We start from the raw sequence: 23,423 nt of genomic DNA on the forward strand, positions 1-23,423 counted from the left end.
TGGAGACGATCACGTGGGCAATCGCCGCTTCGGTCGGTAGTCCACCCGGCACGACATGCTCCGGTGCGTGCGCCTGCACGATAGGGCCCGAGCAGCGGCGGCAGATGTATTTCGGGCGGCGTGTGACCAGCACGCGCCATTGCGCCGGGATCACGTCGAGCCGTTTGCTGACGTCCTCGCCGATCTTCGTCATGGCCCCGCAACCGCACGGACAAAGCGTGCTCGCAGGCTTGATGATCCGCTCCACCCGCGGCAAATGAGAAGGCAAGCAGCTCCGATTGCGACGAGAACCCTGATCCGATCCGCCGCGCGATCGGCCCTGGATGATCGCGGCCGCCTTCTCCTGCACGGCGTCCAGGACGCCTTGCGCGATCTCCACGTCTTCGAGCGGCAAATGATACTGATCTGGTCGCAGCTTCTCGGACTTCGCGCCGAACTTCTCGCGTCGCAATTCGCCGAGAATGACCTCCAGCCGACGCCGTGCTTCCTCCGACGCCGCCAGTGCGCCCCCTGCTCGCTCAAGGCCGTCTGCGTTTGCGCCAAAAGCGCCTTCAAGCGTTCGTTTTCGTCGCGCAGCGCCGCGATGCTCATGCGCTATTTCGAGCACATCGCCGCCGCACGCGCCACGTTCAAAATAGCTTCCGAGTCACTCTGCCGCAGTTATCCAGCCGCCTACGGGCGCCGCGCTTGCTCCGGGCGGACCAACCTCCAATCCAGACCCTCGAACAAGCCGCGAACATCGCCGGGGATACGCGCATCACACCGTCCGCGATCGTTGGCCAAACGAACTTGCAGCCTTCAAGGCGCTTGTGCACGAATACCAGGCCCGTTCTATCCTAGACCAAAATCTTGATCCGGTCCGCTCGTTTCGATCGGAACACGAAGGCTGCGCCGCTAACCGGGTCCAGACCAAGCATTTGCTGTACCTTCGCAGCCAGCCCATCATAGCCACAGCGGAAGTCAATCGGCCGCGTCGCGATGTAAATCTTCAGATCAGCACCGGGCGCGATCATCGTGACGCTCGCACCGCGCGAATCAACCGAGACAGTTGCTCGCCGTCAATGGCCGCGTCCGTCCGCACGACGACGTCGCCAATCGCAATCTCGAGTTTGACAGCCGGAACATGACGCTCTAACGGCTCCTCCACGACCAGCGGCGCGAACGGCGGCTGCGGAGCCTCGCACGACGGCAATTCGCCTCGCCGGCGAAAGCGTCGTCGCCAATCGTAAATCTGCCAACGCGTTGCCCCGTGCCTGCGCGCCACCTCCGACACCTGAGCACCGGGCAGCAGATTTTCCGCGACGATCCGAGCCCGCTCGGCCTCCGAACGCACACGACGCCCGGAGGGTCCTTCAAGCACCTCAAGCCGGCTGACCGCCCCAACTGACGAGCTGTCCAAATGGACGTCCTTTTTGCCGTCCAATCCCATCCCAAACCTCCGTTCAAGCCGGAGGCTTCTTCGCACATCTAATCTAACCCCGAACCCAGGGTATCGGCTAAGCGCTTACAGCCGAGGAGCCTGCGGCCTACGCCGAATGGATACGACGCGCCGGAGTGTTCGTGCGGCAGCAAGCCCCAAAATGCTTTCGGCACTGCGCAGCGCGTGCAATCAACGCCCTCGTCTGCATAAGCGATTACAAAGAGAAGGCTCACGTCGCGATGGCGGCGGCAGCAGCCGCCATGCTGCGTCCGAAGCTCCAACAAGCGTTTGATCTGTCGTGACCTGCCACTGAGTATTTCCTCCAGAAGGAGTTAGAGTCCGGCCCGAGGAAGGACGGACAGATGAAGCGAGCAAGGTTCACGGAAGAGCAGATTATCGCGATATTGAAGGAGCATGAGGCGGGAGCGAAGATGGCTGACCTGGCTCGCAAGCATGGGATCTCCGAAGCGACGATCTACAATTGGAAGGCCAAATTCGGCGGCATGGACGTTTCCGAGGCGAAGCGGCTGAGGGCCTTGGAAGAGGAGAACGCGAGTTGAAGAAGCTTCTGGCCGAGCAGATGCTCGACGCCGCCCTCCGCGAGCTGCTTTCAAAAAATGTATGGTCCGCCCCGTTCGTAACAGCAAAAATGACGCTTCCAGTTGCATAAATGTATCCGGCTTCTCGCGAGTGGACTGCTGTTGCAGCCAGGCCATGATGAGATCCGCGCACGCCGTTCCCAATAAATGGTTCGGGCACGAAGCCCGCTTTTTTGCACAGGGCTTACGGCATGTTGATCCACTGTTTCGTCATCACTGTTCCCGAGCCTTGCAATCGAAGCCAGAAGCGTCAGGTCAAAGCAGGATCTCTGCGTTCGTAGAGAGCTCCGGGCTTGTTCAAGACCACCCAGACAATGCGGGCCATCTTGGCGGCTAGAGCGACAACGGCCTTGTTCGGATGCATCCGAGCCTGGAGCCCGTCGAGCCAGCTTCCTAAGCGATCACGCGTCCGGTCCAGATGCCGGAAGCAGGATCGCGCGCCATGCACTAGAAGCTTTCTCACATAGCGATTGCCGCGTTTGCTGACGCCAAGCAACGTCTGTTTTCCGCCGGTCATTGCCTGGGCACTAACCCCAGCCAGGCAGCAAAGTCGCGGGCCTTGCGAAACTGCAGCCCATCACCGATCGCGGCAAGTACAGCGGTCGCACCCAGTGCGCCGATACCAGGGATTGTCATTAGCCGGCGTGTGACGTCCTCTCGATCGGCGACCGCTTCGACCTCCTGTGTCACTTCGCGGATCCGCTCTTCGAGGCGGCGGAGATCGGCGAAGAGATCGCCGACCAGGCGACGCATCACTGGTGACAAATCGTTTCCTTCGTCATTCAAAGCGCGCGGCAACTCGAGTTTGAATATTCCGGCACCCTGACGCAAAGCTACGCCGTACTCGAGGCAGAAAGCCCGCATCTGATTGATCAGGCGTGTCCTCGAGCCGACCATCTGGTCACGGATTCGATGCAGCGCTTGAAGATCGACCTGGTCCTCCTCCTTCACGGCGACGAAGCGCATCGTCGGGCGCGTCGCGGCCTCAGCGATCGCCTCGGCGTCGATGATATCGTTCTTGTTTGACTTCACGTAGGGCTTCACGAATTGCGCGGGGATCAGGCGCACCTTGTGACCAAGTGCCTGTATCTTCCGGGCGAGCCACTGTGAACCGGCGCAGGATTCCATGCCAACTATGCTTGGCTGTGCGCGAGCAAAGAACTGAAGAAGGGTGTCCCGTCGACAGCGAACTTTCTGAACAGGTGTGCCGTCGCAGCTCAGGCCAATGACGTGGAACAGGTTCTTGCCAATGTCGATTCCATAGACAGCTGCAGGTCGCGGCAAATTGCGATGGGTCATGATGCTCTCCTCTTTTGATCTGACCTTCCTATCATGATGGAGGAGGACGGGGCGGGTTAGAGGGTGTCAGAAAGAATGTGTAAGTAGGTTTCTGTGAGTTTACCTTACAAAGGAGACTCACATGACGACGGACACGACGATTACACCTGAACTGCTGGATCAACTCCTCGCTAACTATGAGAAGCCTGAAGACCTCACCGGTGCAGACGGACTTTTCAAGCAGCTGAAGAAGGCGTTGATTGAGCGGGCGCTTGGTGCGGAGCTGAGCGATCATCTTGGCTACGAGAAGGGGTACCCGGCCGGCCGCGGCAGCGGCAATAGCCGCAACGGGACCAGCGCGAAGACAATCCTGACCGAGGACGGCGAGATCGAGATCGCGGTGCCACGCGACCGGGCCGGCAGCTTTGAGCCGTTCTTGATCGCCAAGGGCCAGACCCGTTTCGAGACCCGCGGCAGCTTTCCAAACGACGACGCGGCGTTGAAGCTGCTTTATCTCGCCATCAAGAACACCGGATTGAGGTGGCGGCGAGGCGTCGAGTGGACTGCCGCCATGGGCCAGTTCGCCATTCAGTTCGGCTCGCGTTTTCCGGGATCGGCGCGATGACCAAAGTGTCGATCAGCCATCTTATCCGGCGGCCCGAGTTTGGCCGATCAGCAAGCTCTGTAAAGGCGGGCCTGCGGCCCCCGCCTGTGGCGGCTGCGGCCTTGACAGAGCTTGCTGCCCGGCCACTGTTAGCCACCATGGGATCGATGAAATGTCCGCCTGATGCAAGAAACCACTGCAATTCAACCTTCACAGAGGCCTCTTACACAAAATATCTGAAATTCCCGCGGACCATCCCATTCTGATGTCCCCAGTCAAGCACACAGCGCACGGTTTCCCATCTCCACGAGGACTCATCGTGAAGTTCTTGCCGCGATGGACCGTGCAGAGGAGAAGGCGGGACCCAAAGACGTCGGTGAACAGGCTCTGATGCGCAGGTTGGATACCGCATTTCCGTTTTTTCGTCTGGGGCTGTCCCTGGTCTAGCGTCGGGCGTCGATCAGATGATCGGCCACATAATGGGTTTCAGGATTTCCCCTGCCGTGGTCTCGCCTTCACCTCTGCACGATTGATGTCTGCGACTACCCCTGATCCTGATTGCAACAAAGGGGGCTGTGGGCCGGTCGAGCGCACCTACGACTCGAACGGTCCACAGCCCCCAACGACGTTACGCCTGTCGAGGTGCCATGAGCTCGCGATTGATTGCCCAAATGAAGGCGGATAGCTCGCGGGCAATCGCCGTGACGATTACGGTTCGCCGCTTGCCCTTCCGCTCGAGTGAGCGGAAGCGTCCGCACAATCTGGTTTGCGCTTTCCACGCAATCTCGCGCGCGCCTCTCGGCGCGGTCTCCACCTTTGGCTGCTTGTCTCGGCTCACGCGCGGCGGATATCGATAGCTCCAGGCCGCCTCCACAAGCATACGTCGCGCCCGCCCATTACCGGCTTTGGTGATGCCGCCTCGCTTGATCCTGTCGCCAGTCGAGTTTTCCGTGGGCACCAGACCCAGATAGCCCATCAGCTCGCGCGGATCTTGAAGCGGGAGAGATCACCGATCTCGGCCAGCCCCCCCACAGCCGCAATGAGATCAATCCCCCGCATCGCCTGCAGGGCCGCGACAATCTCAGCAAGCGACCACTCGGGTACTGCCTCGCGGATGGCATCTTCCAAACGCTCCATCCGCTCACTTTCCTGGCGTATCCCCTCAAGTAACTCTTCGAATGCGATGCGCTGCTCGCGATGCTCGAGCTTCTGCGACATCAGCCATCTCATGTGGGCTGGTCCCCACGTTGTCTTGCCCGGATAGATGCGTCCCAGCCGCAGCATCAATGACGAGATCTGTTGACGCTTGCCCTGGAGGTCCTTCTTCACCGCCTGCCGGGCACGCGACAGATCGCGCATAGCCTCATGGCGCTCGTCCGGCACCCACACCGCGGTGAGCTCGCCCGCGCGCAACAGCTTGGCGAGGCTTACCGCATCGCGCCGGTTCGTCTTCACTCGATCGCCGGCCTTCTTCGGAACGAGCGAGGGGCCCACCACCAGGCAGTCATGGCCGAGGCTCTTGAGCAGTCTGTAGAGGCCATATCCTGTCGGCCCTGCTTCGTAGCAAAACGTCAGATGACAGCATTTCGCTGCAAGCTTTGCCACCAGCTTTCGGATCGCTGCCTCCGTGGCAGAAAACTCCCCGAGATATCGGACCTCGCCGCCACGGCCGCCACCGGCAATGGCTATTGCATTGCGCGATTTTGACGTATCGATTCCGACAAAGACCTCGGTATGATGATCCACGACTCGCCCTCCTTGTTTGAGGCTCTGCCCGGTCCACCCTCATTTTGTGGAGGAGACATACAGTCTAATGGTAGGGCCCGCCGCTAAGCGCGCTGCGGTCGCGCATCTGCAGGCCGTCATGAGCCTGTCGGAACGGCGAGCCTGTTCGATCGTCGGCGCGGATCGGAAGATGATCCGCTACAGCTCCAGCCGCCCTGCAGACACGGCTCTGCGTGGGCCGATTGCGCGATCTCGCCAACGAGCGGCGGCGTTTCGGGTATCGCCGGCTGTTCGTCTTGCTGCGGCGGGAGGGCGAACCGTCGGGGATCTACCGGATCTACCGGCTTTATCGGGAAGAAGGGCTCACCGTCCGCAAGCGACGAGCCCGCCGCAAGGCCGTGGGGACCCGGGCTCCGATCCTGGTGGAGGCTAAGCCCAATGCCCGCTGGTCGCTGGACTTCGTTCACGACCAGTTCGCCAACGGCCGGCGCTTCCGCATCCTCAACATCGTCGACGACGTCACCAAGGAATGCCTAGGCGCCATTCCAGAGACGTCGATCTCGGGACGGCGCGTGGCCCGCGAACTGACGGCAATCGTCGAGCGACGCCGCAAGCCAGGAATGATCGTGTCTGACCATGGCACCGAGTTCACCTGCAACGCCATGCTCGCCTGGAGCAAGGACACAGTCATCGATTGGCACTTTATCGCGCCGGGAAAGCCGATGCAGAACGGCTTCATCGAGAGTTTTAATGGCCGAATGCGCGATGAACTGCTCAACGAGACCCTGTTCTTCGATCTCGATGACGCCCGCGCCAAGATCGCCAACTGGGTCGCCGACTACAATATCCGTCGGCCTCACTCGTCGCTGAAATACCTCACCCCGCGGCCTATGCCGCCCACCTCACCGCAACGGACGATCGGCTGCGCAACCCCGACCAGCTCCGCCGATCGTCCGTTGCTCCACCCGCGCCACTTGGCGTACAAACCACCGACACTCTAACCGCCGCTGGATGAAAGTTCAGTGGCAGCTCAGTCGGTCTCGCCTTCTAGCCGCTTTGGCGAGTTGGACGCGTTTATGGACCTTATTCGTCACTGCCTGGGATTCATTTTTTGATTCGCAGCGCCCGCTCCGCTGAGAAACCGCGACTGCAACGTTGCAGAAGGAGTAGAGCCGACCATCGCAGATACTGAGGTGAAGGCTCTTCCTCTCCGAACCCACAATATACGGCAAGGCCCCTGAGTCGGATAACCGAGACAAATCAGAGAGTAGGTGCGGGCGTCTCTTATAGTTGCGTCACTATCACCTCTGGTGTCGTCTGATCCGATATAAGGATGTTGCGAAGGGGAGTTCCGAACCCCGGACCCGATACTTCCGTCACGTCGCCAGACAGAATCTTACAATCCCCGAAGCTCAACACGTCGGCCCCTAAAAAATAAACATGGACGTCGCCAGGGCGCCGGAAAGGGCGGTATTTGAAATGGTGGTGTTCCAAATTTGCTATGGAATGGCACATCTCGCTTTCTCCCGTCAGAAAGGACGCTCCCCAAATTTCGGTTGCGCCGCGCGAAATGGACACCTTTCCTTCTATCGAGGCCGGAAGATCGCCGACGCGAAGTTCCGGGCCGAAAGAGCACTGTCGAAGCTTTGAGTGAGCCAAATAGAGATAGTTTTTCCGTTCCATTACGTGATCAGAAAACTCATTGCCCAAGGCGAAACCAAGTCGCAGTACATCACCGTTGTCCGCAATCACGTAGAGTCCGACGATTTCAGCTTCCTCGCCCATATCGTCAGCGTAGCACGGGATCGAAACTTTCTGCTCAGGGTGCACAATCCAGGCACCATCCCCCTTGTATGCCCATTCCGGCTGCGCGCCTATGGTACCAGATAGTGGCTTACCGCCATCGATACCGAGCTTGAACATCTTCAGGCTATCGGAAGGATCATCGACTTGTAGCTTCGCATGCATTGCATCCCGTGACTTGGCGCTACCAAGATGTGTCAATCCAGTGATCGCAAGAACGCAATGCGCTGGGTCCGGGTGGTCTAGCGGCACAAGAAGCCTCTTTTCAGAGATAATCCGGTCGTATGCAATGGTCGCGCCCACACCTAATTGATCAACCAAGGCCTCAACTCCCATCCGGTGTCGGTGAGCCTCAAGCGCAAGTTCGCGAGTGGTAGCGAGGCCGTTGAGTCGGCGGGGGCCATCCCCCTCCTTGATCACGCCCACCGCACGACTCCCGTCTGTGTCTACAAACTGAAAAAGACGCACGAAGATAACTCCAATCAGAGCACCGCATGAAGTTGCCAAGGGATGAATTCCAGGTCGCCGTAGCCAAGCAATTCAGATTTAGTTTTCCGACCGGAGGCCACCGCTATTATGTTCTCAAAGATTTCTACACCTTTCGCTTGGATCGACGTGCCTTCAACAATGTCGCCGCAGTTGATATCCATATCGTCGCGCATGTTCGAAAAAAGCGCCGAGTTGGAAGCCAGTTTGATGGAAGGCACCGGCTTGCAGCCAAATGCGGACCCACGTCCAGTGGTGAAACAAAGCACGTTCGCTCCGCTAGCTATCTGTCCAGTGGCCGAGCAAGGATCGAATCCCGGACCATCCATGAAGATCAAGCCTTTTCGAGACGGCCGCTGTGCGTATTCGACCACATCCTCAAGTTGGCAGGTCCCGCCTTTTGCTACTGCACCCAGTGATTTCTCCATAATAGTTGTCAAGCCGCCGGCCTTGTTGCCCGGCGAAGGGTTATTGTTCAAGCTATTTCCGAAGAAGCGAGTATAGTCTTCCCACCAAGCCAACTTGCGGTAGAGTTTATCAGCGACCTCGGGCGTACGCGCACGGGCCGCCAGGATATGCTCAGCTCCGAAAATTTCCGGTGTCTCCGTCAAGATTGCGTTTGCTCCGGCGGAGGATAGAAGATCCACTGCATATCCAAGTGCCGGGTTGGCGGTGATGCCTGAATAGGCGTCCGAACCACCACACTGAAGGGCAACGGAGAGTTTACCAATTGGCGCAGGCTCGCGCTTAGCTTTGGTCGCGCACGGCAGCATTTCCCTAACCAGCCTCACACCCGCATCAATAGTCGCGCGCGTACCACCCTCACCCTGGATCGTTAAGAATCGCAATGTCGAACATTGCTCAAGCCCACACTCGCTGAACAGTCGCGTGATCTGCATCTGTTCACAGCCAAGTCCAACCATCAGGATTCCGCCAAAATTCGGGTGAATGAGGTAGCCTTCAAGCGTTCTCCGAAGTAGCTCATACCCAGAGCCACGATCCGACATGCCGCATCCTGTAGTGTGTGGGAAGGCCGCAATGCCGTCGATCGGCATTCCAGCCAGGTCAATCTGCTTGGACGCCTCGTCGGCGATCAACTTCGCAACTGTGCCGGCGCAATTTACAGAAGTCATAACGCCAATGAAGTTCCTCGTGCCCCAACAACCGTTGGCACGCTGGTAACCCATGAAGGTTCGGTCATTGACGTTGTTGACGATGGTAGCACGACCGATCACAGCACGGCGCGTATCGGTTGACTCTGTCGGGCGGACATTGTGGCCATGAACATGATTGCCGGCTTCAATTGCTTCCGTCGCGAAGCCGATGATCTGACCATATTTGAAAATAGGATCCCCGGCAGAAATAGTTCGCGTCGCAAACTTGTGCCCACGAGGAATATTTGCCAGCAACTCAACCGAACCAACAGTTGTACCGGCCACCAATTGTTGGGTTGCGACGGCAACATTGTCATCGTCCGACAGGACGAGATAAGATCGATCGTTCATAGCTTTCCCCAGTTCTATGGGCCTTATGAATCAGAGTAGGTTCAGACCTTCAAATTTGGTCTACTTGGCTAGGCCCTTCCAAATGGTAGAAGCGGCGAGCGGTGTTTCCTTCGATTTCCGCTCGATCTCCAGGGGGCAGTTCAACTAGTAGAGTGTCAGTGGCCCTTGCCCAAGGATCATAACCTCCGGCCAAAACGGATACAGGCCAGTCACTTCCCCACATCAGTCGCGCAGGCCCGAAACGATCCACAAGATGCTCAACGTAAGGGCGTAGTTGCTCGACATCCCAATGAGGACCTGCCTCCGTAATGAGGCCAGACAGCTTGCAGAACGCATCGGTCTCTTTAGCGATGGAGCCGATCTCACTTGCCCATGGCTCAAACTTTTTCTCTCGAATTTGTGGTTTACCCCCGTGATCAATGACAGTACAAAGATCAGGATAGCGATCAAGAAATCGACGAAGATCGCTGAGTTGATGAGGGTAGACGAGTGCATCAAACGTGAGACCGAGTTCAATCATACAAGCGATAGCGGGTGCCAACGCTGGTTGGAGAAGCCAACCATCAGGAAGCCATTGTACCATCGGTCTCAACCCAACAAGCTTTTGCGATCGAGCTAGCGAGCTTATTCGAGCTGGCGCATCTGGCTGCAATAAGTCGGTCCATCCAACAACGGCTGCCACGAATTGAGTTGATTTAGCTACGTCTAGGATAAAATGAGTCTCGGCTTCTGTATCAGTACATTGTACGAGGACGGTCGCTTCGATGCCATGCTTTGCAAGATGAGGCTCTAAATGGACAGGCATAAAATCAACTATAATTGACCCAACATCGGGGGCCATCCAAGCATAATCCCCCCGCGTTGGGCGCCAGAAATGGTGGTGTGCATCAATTCGAGTCGCCATCATGCCAGACCATCCAACAAGCCAGCAGCTTTGAGGTCATCCCAGAGCGATTCCGGGATTTTTTGGTGCAGCCACGCCGTGATCTGCTCAATTTCTGACGGTCGAGAGGCGCCCGATAATATTGAGGCAACGGCGGGATGGCGAAGCGGCAATGCCAAGGAAGCCGCCGGAAGACTCACGCCGTGTTCTTTACAAACTGCTTGGATCGAAAGTGCTTTGGATCGGAGTTTTTCACTTGCTGGTTTGTAGTTGAAGGTTGCGTTTGGAACTGCTGGATCAACGAGGATCCCCGAGTTGAAGACGCCGCCGAGAAACACGGAGGCACCAGTTTCAATGCATTTTGGCAAGAAGACATCGAGCGCAGACTGTTCCAACAGTGTGTAACGTCCGGCAAGAAGAAAGCAGTCAAAGTCGCCATCCCGCATGGCATCCAAACACACATGCCATTCGTTAACGCCGAGCCCGATCGCCTTAATCACGCCGACGCTACGCAAATCGTGAAGGGCCCGGTAGGCGCCGTCCATCGCGGAGCGATAAACATTGGGCTGCATCTCAGGACCGTGGGTGTCAGTCCCAATATCGTGAATTAGGACAATATCAACGCATGGAAGCCCCAAACGTTGGAGGCTGTCTTCGAGGGACCGCTTGGTCGCATCATAACTGTAGTCAAAGCGAGCGGTAAAATTAAACGGCGATTTGAAAGGGTCTGTATCGAGATCACGTGATCCGGGCTCTAGCAAGCGGCCAACTTTTGTTGAAAGAACATAATCGTCCCCCGATTTTTCGCGCAAAAAGTCGCCTATCCTGCGCTCGCTTTGGCCATAGCCATACATTGGTGCAGTGTCAAAAAAACGAATGCCATCCTTCCAAGCTTGACTAAGCGTCGCCTCGGCATCGTGATTATTCACGGGTCGATACAAGGATCCGAGACCTGTGCCTCCCAGGCCGAACTGGGTGACCTTAAGCCCGGTCCTCCCCACTTTTCGATAGTTTGCGTCCGACATGCTTTCTCCCAGAATTATTTTGATCGGAGATCATCATCACCCACTCCTCTCGATAAAAGCTTGACGCGCCAAGCAGTCTGTCGATCCTCGTGGGCGTTCAGTCAGTGGGGGATGGGATGGCCGTGAACGGAATGAGGACCGCAGCCGATCGCGGCGGGATTACCAACTTGTCGTTAACGGGGTGCCATTCCGGGTAATCGACCAGCCGATACTGCATCGGCAGATGTTGGCCATCGATGCGTACCGAAAGCCTATCAATAGGCTCGTCGGAGTAGTTGGCCACCACCACGGCGGTCCGCCCGTCACGGTGCCGGAATGCGGCATACGGATGGTGAGCCGCTCCGTTGGATCTACGCACGGTGACTCCGACCGTGTCGATGAAGGTAGCGTCCCAGACCCATTCACGCAGCTCGGCCCGCAGTTGGTCCATGCGCTGGCCGTACGCTACGGTGTCCGGCGCGTCGGAGAGACGGCCCTTGAAGTTGAATGGCTCGTAGCTGATTACATAGCGGTATAACAGGCATTGATTGATCATGTTACGGTCGTTGAATCCGATCACGGCGGTCATCAAAAGCGCGTCGGGCCGCAGGTATCTGCTGATCGGTAAGTGCTCCGGATCTGAGCTTCGGTGATAACCGAGTTGGTAGGCCTCCCACTCCCAGTCGTAGGGAGCCTCACAGGCGAACAGAAAGTCGTCCGATAAGCCAGGTGTATGGCGGAGCCGAGAGACGAATTCTCGGTCATTGGCGTATACTGGCGCGCCTGGCCGGTGCTGATGGGACTCGTCGAAGCACACCACGGACCCGTGCCACATCGCCTCGTCGTAGAGCATCCCGTCCGCGCCGAACTCAACGAGTGCGGCGAATTCCTCCTGGCAGATCTGCAGGTAACGCTCGCTAAGGAAGCACATTGGCACCAGCCGTTTGACATTGATGTCGAGCAACTGGGTGATGGTCTGGTAGCGGTACCCATTGAATAGATAGTAATCGCCGTAGGGGTCTTTCACTGCGTGGTTGATCAACTCATGACGGAACCTTTCGGTGGTCCGGTCGGCCCAGGTGAATTTCGTGTACAGCACAACCTTCAAGCCATGCTGCTGGCACCCTGCGATCGCAGCGCGCAGCCCTTCGGCTCCTCCGAGTTGCGGATCCGGATCGTGGGAGGGGATGTTTCCGTCTTGGCCGCCTTCGGTCCAGCCGACTACTTGAATCGCGCGGACGCCGTGCTTGGCGCATTCGGCGGCGATCTCGGGCAACTCGGCGAAGCTGATTCGCCGCTCCCTTTCCTGCGAGTTGAGTTGCAGTTGCAGCCAAGAGTGGGGCTCGCAGGCCCAGGACGGGGGGCGTGCGCTGGGCATGCCCCAGGCGGCGCGCCGCTGCGTGTATCGGTCGATACCCGCATGCCAATCGCCCGTAAATGCAGCCACTGCGATGGGGGTGAGGGCCCGTCGCTCGCCGGCTGCGAGGTATGGCAGATGTACCGCGGCAAAGTGGACAGCCACTGTATGCCCGCCAATTTCCTCGCCGGCGGGTGCCCGCGCACCGGCGGGTGTCCGCCAACTGATTGAGTCGTCGTAGCCAGGCAGCAATTCGGCGAACCAAGTCACCGGCTCGACCGATGGCTCGTCAACGCCGACGTAGAGGCCCATAGAGCCATCTTCGAGCAACATCCACGGCATCGAAGGGTTGATGGGAACGAAGCTGGTATTTGAACCGCAGTGCAAGGTGGGATGATTAACACCCCAGTAACCGGCTTCATTCCGGAAGGTGGGCCATATGCTGGATCGAGTGCGGCCAAAGCCGATGGTACTGTAGGTGAATGCCTCAAGCCGGCCGCTGGGTGCCGGCCGGATGTCGCCCAACTGAGGGAAGTAGACGTTCTCGACGACCAGGTCGCTGGTGTTGTCCAGTTCGATGCCGAAGACGATTCGGTCTTCGTGTGCCGTGATCTGGGTCCGCACGGCGATGGGGTGTGTGGCGCCATGCTCGTCCACCACACTGTCCCATACGGTCGTGACCGTGCGCCCGTCGTCGCTGATCGAGCAAGTGGGTGCGCCTTGCTGTCGGCCGTCGACGAAATTCGCTCGCCGGTCGGCCGCGGGCACCAGCAGACGGAAGGACCGTCCGAGTTCGGCACGGTTGAGCACAGCCCAATCACCGTGCCGCATCGCGACTATTGCCCCAGTTTCCGTGTTAACAGCTACCTCTAGAGCCCTCGCGTGCAACCAATGAATTGCAGCAGGATCAGATCGCATCATAGGCTTGGGTTCCGTTTACTGGGTTTGTTCCGGGGATGTTAACCAGCGAGTCGCGCTAGAGCCCTGATGGAAAGGGCCGATCAACAATGTGCTTCTTTTTCCTATCCAGCAGCGACATTTGCTGTCCTTCAGCTTGCCGCCTCTTTTGGTAACTCGCCGGAATTGGGCACTTCTACCTGCAGAGCTGCCGAGCTCGCCCACGTTACGAAGTTCGAGTTGATGCGCGAGAGCGCCGCATAGGCTCGCCTGAAGTCGAGTGGATAGAGCTGATCCGGAGCGACGCCGTCAGCCAGTGCAATCTCAATCGGGAGAATAAATGCGCCACGCATACAGAATGCGAGGCCCCGCAAAGTGCTTAATGTTCCATACGTCGGCCCAGCTCCTCGGCGCGTTCGCTTTCGTATATTTGTTGGTATTGAAGGCAATGGCCGTCGAATACCTAATCCATCGACTCCGAAGGGTTGAGGATCGTCCTTCGAAAACTCTGCAAGAAGCCTTCCATCCATTGCGGTGCGGTCGAGCCGTTCAAACATGCCCTTGCTAGACAGTTGCTCGAAGTCTCCTGGCAACGCCTCCACCACATCGCACTCCGGGCCTCCGGTGTTGACCATGGCGCGCACAGTGGGCATCGCGGGTCCAACCGCTCCAATGACCTTGATTCCAGTTTCCTTCTCTGACGGCTTGAAAATGGCATTCCGCATGACATCTCGGTGGCCTCCGCCCGCGCAAACGACTACCTGACCGTTGTCCTGGGCCGCGGTCGGTGAAAACGCCGCACAGCTCGCAAGAACAGCAACAACGAGCGCGTGCTTGCAACGCATTTGGTACCTCCTGCGGATTGTGGTAGATGATCGGCTTTGACCTGGCCGATGTGCACGCGCGCTATGAAGATGCCCTGTCGCCATTGTCGGTACCAAGATGCAAGACGTGTCGTGCGACGGAGAGGGGAGGTCCCGGCCACCGATGAGGGGCGCCACCCTACGCGATCGCGTAGCCAGGCGAACCGCGTCCGCCATGCGCTGCAACAGTACCTCCAACACGTCATCGATCTCTTAAACGGGTGAAACACCCTGCCTGTGCGCAGCCTTAAGCTGTCTATCGATGAGGAGTGTAAAAACCCATCTGCGCATAGGGACAGCGAAAATTGGCGACGTTTGCCGAAATTCTGCACGAAGAGCGCACGTGCGACGCTTTTCCACGCCGCTCCTTGCACGACGAGATGAGCAAGGCATCTTATGACGCGACAAACAGGAGGTGTGCGGCGCGTCAATCAACATGAGACGAGGCGGCCGAGTCAGGGCAAGAATTGACGCTGGCCGCGGGTTTGCGCGACAATAAAACGGCATTGGCAGCGTCAATCACCGCATTGTCGAGTTCGTTTGGAGTGGCGTGAACCGGCGGCCGGCTTGGACCGCGCCAGCTCGCCGAAACGGCTGATTGGCCGTGATCAGCAGCGGGCTTCGCTCGTAGCGGGCGGCGATCAGCTCGAACAGTGCGCTGGTCTCCGCCTGACCCTTGCTCGCACATGTGATATCGTCGAGGATCATGAGGTCGCAGCGGTCGAGTTTCGCGATCTCCAGCGCCAGCTTGCGCCGGGCCACCTGCAGCCCGTGCACCAGATCGATCGTGCGTGCGAAGAGAACGCGCCAACCCGTCCTCGACGAGAGCCAGGCCTATCGCTGCGTCGAGATGGGTCTTGTCCTCGCCGAGCGGACCGGACAGCAGCAGATTGGCGCAGGTTCTCAACCAGACGTCGCCGACAGCGATGGCTGTCACCTGTGCCTTTGACAGCATCGGCACGAGTCGAATGTGGCGAGCGTCTTGCCGGCGGGCAAACGCGCTTCCGCCGTGTGCCGCTCGATGCGACGGCGGGTACGATCGGCGGCTTCGTGCTCCGCAAGGGCCGGGAGGAATCGGGCGGCAGGCACAGCCTTCCTTGCCCGGGTGAGATCGTTTTCACGCCGGGCAGGCGCAGCTTCTCTGCTCAGTCTCCTGCGAGAAATCCTTGTAAGGAGCGAGCTAGCAAGAGAAGCGTGCAATTAGATCTCGCGTTGCAGCATCCCAAGAGAAGCCCGCCGGACAAGCTCCTCCAGTTGAAGAGCCGTCAAGTCCAATCCGCCCCCAAGAGCCCCTGCTCCGCTTGTTTCCTCGACGAACTTATCTCATGCATGGCCGCGACCTTAAGCGATTCATTTTAGGCTCTCGGGCGCTAGATGGAACATAGTCGGCGAGGTCATTGAGTTAGGTCCGCGCCCAACCGGGTTCACTTATTCACAGCGGCGCAACCCTGCTCTCGCTGCCGGCGCTGCCTACGCGGCGAGATCTGAGTGACGCGAATTGGGCCCCCGCCAACAGGAGAATTGAGACCAGGATCATCAGCGTTGAAACAGCAGCGATGGTTGGGTCGATTTCGAAGCGGACCCCATCCCACATCCGCTTCGGCAGCGTGGTTGCCGTCGTACCGCTCAGAAATAGCGCGAGCACCAGCTCATCAAACGATGCAAGAAAAGCGAACAGCGCCGCGGTCAAAATGCCGGGCTTAATCGCAGGGAGGGTTATCCTTACAAATGCGGTGACTGGAGTAGCGCCCAGGCTACGGGCTGCCTGCTCCAGCCGCGTATCAACACTGCGCAGAGCTCCTGAAACGACTATGATGACCATAGGGATGGCCAACACCAAGTGTGCGAGCAGAAGCCCAACAATAGACCCTATGAGATGTAGCCTGGCGAACTGGAAGTAGATCGCGACGGCAATAACTAAGGTAGGAACGATCGAGGGTGAGATCAAAAAGCCCATAAGAGCACGTGAGCCAATAAAGCGTGCTCGTACCAGCCCGATAGCCGCGCAAATTCCCAGCGGCGTTGCAATAACCATGGTGAGCGTCGCAACCTGTATGCTCACCCAAGTAGCTGCTGACCAATCGGCTCGACTGAAGTAGTTCAGGAACCATTGCAACGATAAACCGGCTGGCGGAAATTGTAGGAACTGTGATGCACTCAAGCTAAGTGGAAACAGTATTGTGATTGGCGCAATCAGAAACACGATCACAGTCCAGCCCAGCACCGGTGCAATGAGATTGCTGACGGGCAAACGCGAACCAAATATTGGGAGAGATCGACCAAGCACGCTTGTTGCAAAACGCACGACACGGCTCGGCTTTCCTTTATGAGGAGCAGATCCTCCCTGCCCCGAGCCATCGACGAGCCTCCAGTACAAAGTGACCAACATCAGGGTCGCGACCAGCAGGATTACAGCCATTGCTGCTGCGAGCTCCCAGTTGAGGACCTCGTTGACCTGGCGATCGATGAGCATAACGAATGTCACGTCACCATCGCCCCCGAGCAATGCGGGCGTGACGAAGAAACCAAGGCTCAAGATGAAGACGAGAAGCGACCCCGCCGCAATGCCGGGCATGGTGAGAGGGACGAAGGCCAACACGAAAGCTGCAAATGCACCGGCACCAGCGCTTCTCGCGGCATCGACTAGCCGCAGATCGACTCGCTTCATGGCAGTAAATAGCGGTAGGACCATGCACGGCAGCATGACGTGAACCATGCCGACGTACACTCCAAATCGATTATATAAGAGCTGTAGAGGTTCCGCGATCAGTCCGCTACTGATCAGGCCCTGATTGATCAGCCCGTTCCGACCGAGCAGCACCATCCACACGTACGCTCGCACGAGCGTGCTGGTCCACACAGGGAGTATCACAAGAATCGCGAGGATCTGAGCCCAGCGTGGGCTGGACCTGATCATTAGGTAAGCAACCGGATAACCTAGTAAAAGACACAGGGCAGTTACCTCAACGCCCAATCGGACTGTGCCAAGAAGCACTTTCCACATGTATGCATCGCGCAGCACTTCCCTGTAGTTGTGCAAGGACCAGCCGTCCGCACCGAAGCTGGTCATGAGCAGCTTGAAAAGAGGCGCGCCGTAAACAGTGCCTAACAAACCCAGCGCTGGAAAAACGAGCAGCAGGGCCCCGTGGCGATCAAGAAACTCAGCGGCAACGGTCTTAATATCAACCTGGGCTTTGAAGTTCGCAGCTCTCGCCTTCATCACGGATTCCCAGTTTGCAGCCACGTGTTCCACATTTCTATATTGCGGTCTTTGTTGGTTTTTCCGTCGACCTTTTTCGCCCACCACTCAGCATCAAGCCATATTTGCTGCTTGAGGTTATCAGGGTACGTCACGGTCTGCTTTGCTAGCTCAGGCGTCATCAGATTCAAAGATTCGGCGTTCACCGGGGAGCCCCCGCCCATTAACCTTATCCATTCCACTACAGGCTCGGGTCGCGATACGAATTCTATGAATTTCAGCGCATTGCCGACGTTCTTCGCGCCCTTAGGAATGGCCCAGAAGTCTGCCGTGTAAAACCCTTGGTTCCACTCAAAGTCGACCGCCGCTCCTTGCAATTTGAGCTGGGCGATGCGTCCTTGCGAGGCAAATCCGATGTGGGCTTCCCCATCCGCAAGTGCTTGGGGCGCCATCGCGCCGCCGCTGGACCATTTTAGAACGTGCGGCTTGATTTTAGATAAGCCGCGATAAGATCGTTCGAGATCGAGCGGATAGAGATGTTGAGGCAGAACTCCGTCAGCCAGCAACGCACACTCGTTTGGCGGGCTGGCGGACGTTGCGGCGGGTAAGATTCTCGGTCCGGGGAATTTCTGCACGTCCCAAACGTCAGACCAAGTTCGTGGGTGCTTGCCGATGGGGTAATATTTTGTGTTGAAGGCAATTACCAGGGAATAGGTCGCAGCCCCGACCCCAAACGGGTGCACAAACTGCTTATTGATTTGCGACATGGTCCGCCCGTCGAGAGCGTTATAGTTAATCTTCTCGAGAAGATTGCCGTTCGCGAGAGCCAGGAAGTCCGGAGCGAAAATCTGCACAACGTCCCACTCGATATTGTTACTCATGCTCATCGCGCGGAGTTTTGCGGGTGAGGGTCCCGTCGCCTCGACAACCTTGATCCCTGTTGTGCGTTCAAACGGCTCGAACGCAGCTTTTCGCAGCGCATCTTGAACTTGGCCGCCATATGAACAGACAACGACTGCGCCTGAGGTTTGGGCATTTGCTTTGCCAAGCACTCCCATGGCTGCGGCGGCTCCGAACCTAGCACCGAATGATCGTCTAGTTAATTGGGCTACCATGATCCCCTCCCCTGGCTCTGTCCTGCAGTCTTTCTGTCTTATTTCACTGGCACGAAAACAATGGAGTCTTCCGAGTTCCAGCCAACGGTCACGGCATCTCCAACGCTCAGCCGCGGCCGACCTCTGGCATTCTGAACGTTCGTCAGTAGTACGTCGGACGCCGATATACGGACTGAATACCTGACAGTGTCACCGACATACGTCACTGTCTCAATAACTCCACTATGCCGATTCTCAGCATCTAGTGCTTCCTGCCCCAAGAGGACACGTTCGGGGCGAACCACCATGGTGACAACACTCGTATCGCGAACCTGGCGGACTTGGCCAACGCACTCGACTCCACCAGAGGTGATGATCGTGCAGATGTCTCCCGAGACGCTGCGAACCGTCCCCACGATGTGGTTCGAAGCGCCCACAAAATCGGCCACGAAAAGCGTAGCAGGATCCTCATAAAGATCCTCGGGAGAACCAATCTGCTCTATCTGGCCATGATTCATCACTGCGATCCGATCTGAGATGGCCAGCGCCTCCCCTTGGTCGTGAGTAACCATGAGCGTGGTTACGCCAAGTCGTTTCTGCAGGGATTTGAGTTCAGCCTGCATGCTCTCACGCAACTTTCGATCGAGCGCTCCCAGAGGTTCGTCGAGCAAAAGGACCGGCGGGTCGAACACGACCGCGCGGGCGAACGCAACGCGTTGCTGCTGCCCGCCGCTCAGCTGGGCTGGCAGCCGCGCACCGAGAGATGATAACTCAACGAGATCCAATGCACGCTGAACACGCGCTCGAACCTGGTGCGCCGGCATACCCCGCATTTTGAGGGGAAAGGCGACGTTGTCGGCGACCGACATATGGGGAAAGAGTGCCAGGTGCTGGAACACGACCCCGATGTTGCGCAGATTGGGCGGAAGACGGTCAACACGCGCTCCGTCGATGACGATCTCGCCGAACTCCAAATCAGTGAAACCAGCAATCGCCATCATCGTTGTCGTTTTCCCGGAGCCACTGGGCCCCAGCAATGTCAGGAACTCCCCTGGGGCAACATCTAGCGTCACGTCTTTCATTGCGGCGACGGCGCCGAAACTCTTCGTGGCCCGCCGTATCTGGATGCTCTTGCCCACCCCGCAAAGTTCTTCGGTGCTGACAATCAATGAGGGATCATCCTTGGATGCCGAATTCCGACGCGTTGAAGTTAGTTGCATAGAGTTCCGAGCCTCCTCACTTCCGAGCACGCGCAAGCCGCGCAGTTCCTATGGGAGCTACTGTCCGGCCGGCGCGAAGAGCACCTCACGGGCTCGCAAGACCTCCATGACGCACCCTCTCGCAAAGCGACGGTCTGCGCGAATGGCGTCTGCTGCCTGCCTTTGCGAGCGGCGCTCGCCGGCGCGAGCCATAATGGAAGATGGCCAAGTAAGATCGACCACCTGAATATCGCGAGACCGCCTTCATGGGTTCGATCGGCTGAGCGTGGACAATGAGATTCGACACCCCGTCGATTGCGGGGAGCAATTCGGCACGATCGCAGTCGCAGACCTTGATCACATCCAGTTCGCCGAAGCGACGGGTGAATGCCAAAACGTCCGCATAGGTCACATTCCGCTCTCAAAAAATGAGCACGACATGCTGGAGCCACGCCTGACGGACACTCGTCGAGGGGTAGCAATAAGTCGAGGCCGCACACCTCCGTCCCAAGCGGTCGGCCGGTTGGCTCGATGGTGATATTGCCTTCAGGCGTGTTCAACGTGCCCCCCAACGCTCGCGGCATCGTGGATGCTTAGTGCCGCGTTCATCCGTGTTGTTGAGAATACAAGGAACAGTGGACCGAAGAACCGTGAAAACCGGCCCGTGATTGCAGCATTTCTGCAAATAAGGAGCGCTTTGTACTGATTTCGGCAGCGACCATCGAGCATGCCCGCCGCTCGCGTCAGTCCGAACTAGTGAAGATAGTACCTGTGAAAAAACGATAGATCTCAAGGTGGCAAGCGTCCGGCGAAGACCGCCGGCGCCAAACTCATCTCTATTAGGGTGCGTAACTGAACACGCTCGGATGATAGGATACGCTGGATAGTCTGCCTCGAACCATACGGTGGCGATGCGCGCCACGAAGCGATCCGAGTCTAGCGGCAGTCCGGCCCGCGAGAGCACATTAGATCCCGCTTGCAAGATCTTGGCGAGCGCCTCGGATAGACATAAAGCATACCGCTATTTGCACGGGGACCGGATGTAGACGCAACCATGGCGAAGACTGCGCGCAGCAGATGGAGCATGGCAGCAATCATCGCCGCGCCCGAGTCGCGCCCCTTCCCGGATCGTGGCGCCATCGACGTCAACTTGGTTACGCCCGAGATCTGGCTTGGTCTTGCGTTGCTGCCTTGCGCTGCGCGCCTATCAGCCGCCGTCCTCCGAAGCGAGGCACCCCCACCCCAGGGTCGGCTGCTCAGGCCGCGAATTCGCGGGCGCATAGCGACTTAGATTATCCATAAGTTCTCGGATAATGTGAGTCGTTCTAAACTTCGCGTTTTAGTCACGTGCATCTAAAGTTCGCCACATAAAGTCTGCTGGGCTTTGTGGCAGAAGCGTTTGACGGCCAAAATCTGGTCTGCGGATTTGTTCCATTTGAATGGCTTCGGGTTTCTGTTGCTCGACAGCTTGAATGTTTGGCTCTGGTGCGCTGCAGCCCGAACGCCACCCACATTCGGCGGATTGTGGTGTATGAAAAGCCAGTTTCCGCAGCATTGAGCGGATCGACCAGTGCGTCGCATCGGCCGGCGTGATTCGCAAAGTCCGCTCGATCACACAGCTACCTGATCGTCGTTGATGGTGCGAGGGCGGCCCGGGCGAGCCTCATCGAGGAGGCCATCACAGCGGTCCTTCAAAAATCGGCGGCGCCATCTACCAACGGTATGTTCGTGGATGCCGAGTTCAGCGGCCACGGACTTACTTGGTAATCCATCCGCACATCGCAAGATCGCGCGGCACCGCTCAGATAACGACCGGGCAACACGATGACGACGAACTTGTCTCTCCAAGCACGTCCGCTCCTCCTGACTCAGCACCAACGGCGCGATCGGCCGACCTCTCACACCTGCGTTCGTCACAAGCGCTCTCCTGTATGGACTCGCGCGATCATATAAATGTCACGAACTTGCGTTCCAGAGACTAGTCTCGAGCGAGTCCGCAATCGTAGATTCGCGTCGCTGTGCCCGGCGTGGAGGCAAACAGTAATGGAGTCTCCCATGGCGCTCCAGCGGCTTGCCCCTGATATTGAGCGATGATGAGCGGCCGGACTGAAGTCGCTGACGATGCGGCGGAAGACGGCGCAAGCGCTGGCTCTGAGGGTACGGATCGTGCCGACCTGCGCGGAAGGTGGTCAGAACAAGGAACTGGCAGCCAAGCTGGGCCTGGACCGAAAGACGGTAGGCAAGTGGCGGCGGCGCTTTGTGGAGCAGCGTGTGGCCAGATTGCTTGACGAGCCGCGCTCCGGAGCGCCGCGCACGATCGACGACGTCCGCATTGAAGCTGTGATCGTGCAGACGCTGGAGAGCTGTCCGGAGAACGCCAGCCATTGGAGTTCCCGCGGCTTAGCGAAGGCCAGCGGCCTGTCGGTATTGACGGTGCAACGTATCTGGCGGGCCTTCGGGCTCCAGCCGCTCCGAATGGACTTTCACGCTCTCGACCGATCCGAACTTTGTGGCCAAGGGGCGCGACGTCGTAGGCCTCTACGTCTCGCCGCCGGAGCACGCCATCGTTCTGTGTGTGGATGAGAAGTTGCAAATCCAAGCGCTGGACCGCAGTCAGCCGATGCTGCCGATGCATCCCGGGCAGCGAGGGTGTCCGGAACGATATGTAAGTAGGTTTCTGTGAGTTTACCTTTGAGGGGAGACTCACATGCCGACTGATTCGACGATCACTCCTGAACTGCTGGACCAGCTTCTGGCGAACTACAGCAAGCCCGAGGACCTGACGGGCGAGAACGGGTTGTTCAAACAGAGCTTAAGAAAGCCTTGATCGAGCGAGCGCTTGGGGCCGAACTGACCGAGCATCTGGGCTACGAGAAGGGTGATCCTGGCGGCCGGGGCACTGGCAACAATCGCAACGGGACGAGTTCGAAGACGATCCTGACCGGGGACGGCGAGATCGAGATTGCCGTGCCGCGCGATCGCGCCGGCAGCTTCGAGCCGCAGCTGATCGCCAAAGGCCAGACCCGGTTCGATGGCTTCGACGATAAAATCCTGAGCCTATACGCCCGCGGCATGACGGTGCGGGTGATCCAGGGCCACCTGGCCGAACTTTATGGCGCCGAGGTCTCGCCCGACCTGATCAGCCGGGTGACCGACGCCGTCCTCGAGGAGGTCCGAGAATGGCAGGGCCGGCCGCTCGATGCCGTGTACCCGATCGTGTTTTTCGACGCGCTGCGGGTCAAAATCCGCGACGAGGGACTGGTCAAGAACAAGGCCGTCTATGTTGCGCTCGCCTACAACAGCGACGGCGAGAAGGACGTGCTCGGGCTCTGGATCGAGCAGACCGAAGGCGCCAAGTTCTGGCTGCGGGTCGTCAACGAACTGAAGGCGCGCGGCGTCAACGACATCCTGATCGCCGTCGTCGATGGGCTGAAGGGGTTCCCCGAGGCGATCACCTCGGTCTACCCGCAAACTCTGGTGCAGACCTGCATCGTGGGGTCGTTGAAG

At 58.2% G+C, this 23,423-nt stretch carries 11 protein-coding genes and 11 pseudogenes; 6 read left to right on the forward strand and 16 right to left on the reverse strand.

All coding sequences use genetic code 11. From position 1 onward, the window contains the following. Positions 1–151: 151 nt before the first annotated feature. The 3 genes and pseudogenes from QA643_RS26155 to QA643_RS26165 all read right to left on the reverse strand — a co-directional run. A pseudogene (locus tag QA643_RS26155) lies at positions 152–607 on the reverse strand (IS66 family transposase); the annotation flags it as partial. A gap of 229 nt (positions 608–836) precedes the next feature. Next, a complete protein-coding gene (gene tnpB, locus QA643_RS26160; RefSeq protein WP_283028673.1) occupies positions 837–1,013 on the reverse strand; it encodes an IS66 family insertion sequence element accessory protein TnpB in 177 nt (58 codons plus the stop codon). After that, complete coding sequence (locus QA643_RS26165; protein ID WP_283028674.1) at positions 1,010–1,429, reverse strand: transposase; 420 nt, start codon at positions 1,427–1,429, stop codon at positions 1,010–1,012. The genes tnpB and QA643_RS26165 overlap by 4 nt, the downstream gene beginning before the upstream one ends. Positions 1,430–1,782: 353 nt before the next feature. On the opposite strand from QA643_RS26165, the pseudogene QA643_RS26170 reads away from it, so the two are divergent. Then, positions 1,783–2,036: pseudogene (locus QA643_RS26170) on the forward strand (transposase); the annotation flags it as partial. A gap of 233 nt (positions 2,037–2,269) precedes the next feature. Here the strand turns inward: QA643_RS26170 and QA643_RS26175 are convergent. Beyond that, positions 2,270–3,318 (reverse strand): annotated as a pseudogene (locus QA643_RS26175) (IS110 family transposase). 121 nt (positions 3,319–3,439) lie between these two features. On the opposite strand from QA643_RS26175, the pseudogene QA643_RS26180 reads away from it, so the two are divergent. Further along, positions 3,440–3,760: pseudogene (locus tag QA643_RS26180) on the forward strand (transposase); the annotation flags it as partial. A 769-nt stretch (positions 3,761–4,529) separates the two neighbouring features. Here the strand turns inward: QA643_RS26180 and QA643_RS26185 are convergent. Next, positions 4,530–5,647: pseudogene (locus tag QA643_RS26185) on the reverse strand (IS110 family transposase). 67 nt (positions 5,648–5,714) lie between these two features. Here QA643_RS26185 and QA643_RS26190 point away from each other — a divergent pair. Beyond that, a pseudogene (locus QA643_RS26190) lies at positions 5,715–6,641 on the forward strand (IS3 family transposase); the annotation flags it as partial. A 269-nt stretch (positions 6,642–6,910) separates the two neighbouring features. Here the strand turns inward: QA643_RS26190 and araD1 are convergent. The 11 genes and pseudogenes from araD1 to QA643_RS26245 form a co-directional block, all read right to left on the reverse strand. Then, on the reverse strand, positions 6,911–7,855 hold the full coding sequence (gene araD1, locus QA643_RS26195) for an AraD1 family protein (protein WP_283028675.1): 945 nt from the start codon (positions 7,853–7,855) through the stop codon (positions 6,911–6,913). A 56-nt stretch (positions 7,856–7,911) separates the two neighbouring features. Beyond that, the gene (locus QA643_RS26200) at positions 7,912–9,420 is read right to left on the reverse strand and encodes an altronate dehydratase family protein (RefSeq protein ID WP_283028676.1); all 1,509 of its coding nucleotides are present in this window, start codon (positions 9,418–9,420) and stop codon (positions 7,912–7,914) included. Between the two features lie 49 nt (positions 9,421–9,469). Continuing rightward, on the reverse strand, positions 9,470–10,261 hold the full coding sequence (locus QA643_RS26205) for an amidohydrolase family protein (RefSeq protein ID WP_283028677.1): 792 nt from the start codon (positions 10,259–10,261) through the stop codon (positions 9,470–9,472). Positions 10,262–10,323: 62 nt separating this feature from the next. Then, complete coding sequence (locus tag QA643_RS26210) at positions 10,324–11,328, reverse strand: aldo/keto reductase (RefSeq protein ID WP_283028678.1); 1,005 nt, start codon at positions 11,326–11,328, stop codon at positions 10,324–10,326. Positions 11,329–11,425: 97 nt separating this feature from the next. Then, positions 11,426–13,474 carry a DUF6259 domain-containing protein gene (locus tag QA643_RS26215; RefSeq protein ID WP_283028679.1) on the reverse strand — a complete coding sequence of 683 codons (2,049 nt, stop codon included), beginning with the start codon at positions 13,472–13,474 and terminating at the stop codon, positions 11,426–11,428. A 239-nt stretch (positions 13,475–13,713) separates the two neighbouring features. After that, positions 13,714–14,286: a hypothetical protein gene (locus QA643_RS26220; RefSeq protein ID WP_283028680.1), complete on the reverse strand. Its 573-nt coding sequence runs from the start codon at positions 14,284–14,286 to the stop codon at positions 13,714–13,716. A 726-nt stretch (positions 14,287–15,012) separates the two neighbouring features. After that, positions 15,013–15,560, reverse strand: a pseudogene (locus QA643_RS26225) (ATP-binding protein); the annotation flags it as partial. Positions 15,561–15,856: 296 nt separating this feature from the next. After that, entirely contained in the window at positions 15,857–17,644 is a 1,788-nt protein-coding gene (locus QA643_RS26230; RefSeq protein ID WP_283028681.1) for an ABC transporter permease subunit, read from the reverse strand. After that, complete coding sequence (locus tag QA643_RS26235) at positions 17,644–18,681, reverse strand: ABC transporter substrate-binding protein (protein ID WP_283028682.1); 1,038 nt, start codon at positions 18,679–18,681, stop codon at positions 17,644–17,646. Before QA643_RS26235 ends, QA643_RS26230 begins: the two co-directional genes overlap by 1 nt. Positions 18,682–18,776: 95 nt before the next feature. After that, on the reverse strand, positions 18,777–19,886 hold the full coding sequence (locus QA643_RS26240; protein ID WP_283028683.1) for an ABC transporter ATP-binding protein: 1,110 nt from the start codon (positions 19,884–19,886) through the stop codon (positions 18,777–18,779). Between the two features lie 1,383 nt (positions 19,887–21,269). Next, a pseudogene (locus QA643_RS26245) lies at positions 21,270–21,833 on the reverse strand (helix-turn-helix domain-containing protein). A 204-nt stretch (positions 21,834–22,037) separates the two neighbouring features. Here QA643_RS26245 and QA643_RS26250 point away from each other — a divergent pair. The 3 pseudogenes from QA643_RS26250 to QA643_RS26260 form a co-directional block, all read left to right on the forward strand. Further along, positions 22,038–22,304 (forward strand): annotated as a pseudogene (locus tag QA643_RS26250) (helix-turn-helix domain-containing protein); the annotation flags it as partial. Next, positions 22,296–22,566, forward strand: a pseudogene (locus QA643_RS26255) (IS630 family transposase); the annotation flags it as partial. The pseudogenes QA643_RS26250 and QA643_RS26255, both read left to right, overlap by 9 nt. Before the next feature lie 57 nt (positions 22,567–22,623). After that, positions 22,624–23,411 (forward strand): annotated as a pseudogene (locus QA643_RS26260) (IS256 family transposase); the annotation flags it as partial. Positions 23,412–23,423: the final 12 nt, after the last annotated feature.

The organism is Bradyrhizobium sp. CB3481, from assembly GCF_029714305.1.
Taxonomy (GTDB): Bacteria; Pseudomonadota; Alphaproteobacteria; order Rhizobiales; family Xanthobacteraceae; genus Bradyrhizobium.

Coding starts and splice junctions, on each gene's coding strand:
- tnpB (WP_283028673.1), bottom strand. CDS start 1,013: ATGATCGCGCCCGGTGCTGATCTGAAGATTTACATCGCGACGCGGCCG.
- QA643_RS26165 (WP_283028674.1), bottom strand. CDS start 1,429: ATGGGATTGGACGGCAAAAAGGACGTCCATTTGGACAGCTCGTCAGTT.
- QA643_RS26200 (WP_283028676.1), bottom strand. CDS start 9,420: ATGAACGATCGATCTTATCTCGTCCTGTCGGACGATGACAATGTTGCC.
- QA643_RS26205 (WP_283028677.1), bottom strand. CDS start 10,261: ATGGCCCCCGATGTTGGGTCAATTATAGTTGATTTTATGCCTGTCCAT.
- QA643_RS26210 (WP_283028678.1), bottom strand. CDS start 11,328: ATGTCGGACGCAAACTATCGAAAAGTGGGGAGGACCGGGCTTAAGGTC.
- QA643_RS26220 (WP_283028680.1), bottom strand. CDS start 14,286: ATGCGGAATGCCATTTTCAAGCCGTCAGAGAAGGAAACTGGAATCAAG.
- QA643_RS26230 (WP_283028681.1), bottom strand. CDS start 17,644: ATGAAGGCGAGAGCTGCGAACTTCAAAGCCCAGGTTGATATTAAGACC.
- QA643_RS26235 (WP_283028682.1), bottom strand. CDS start 18,681: ATGGGAGTGCTTGGCAAAGCAAATGCCCAAACCTCAGGCGCAGTCGTT.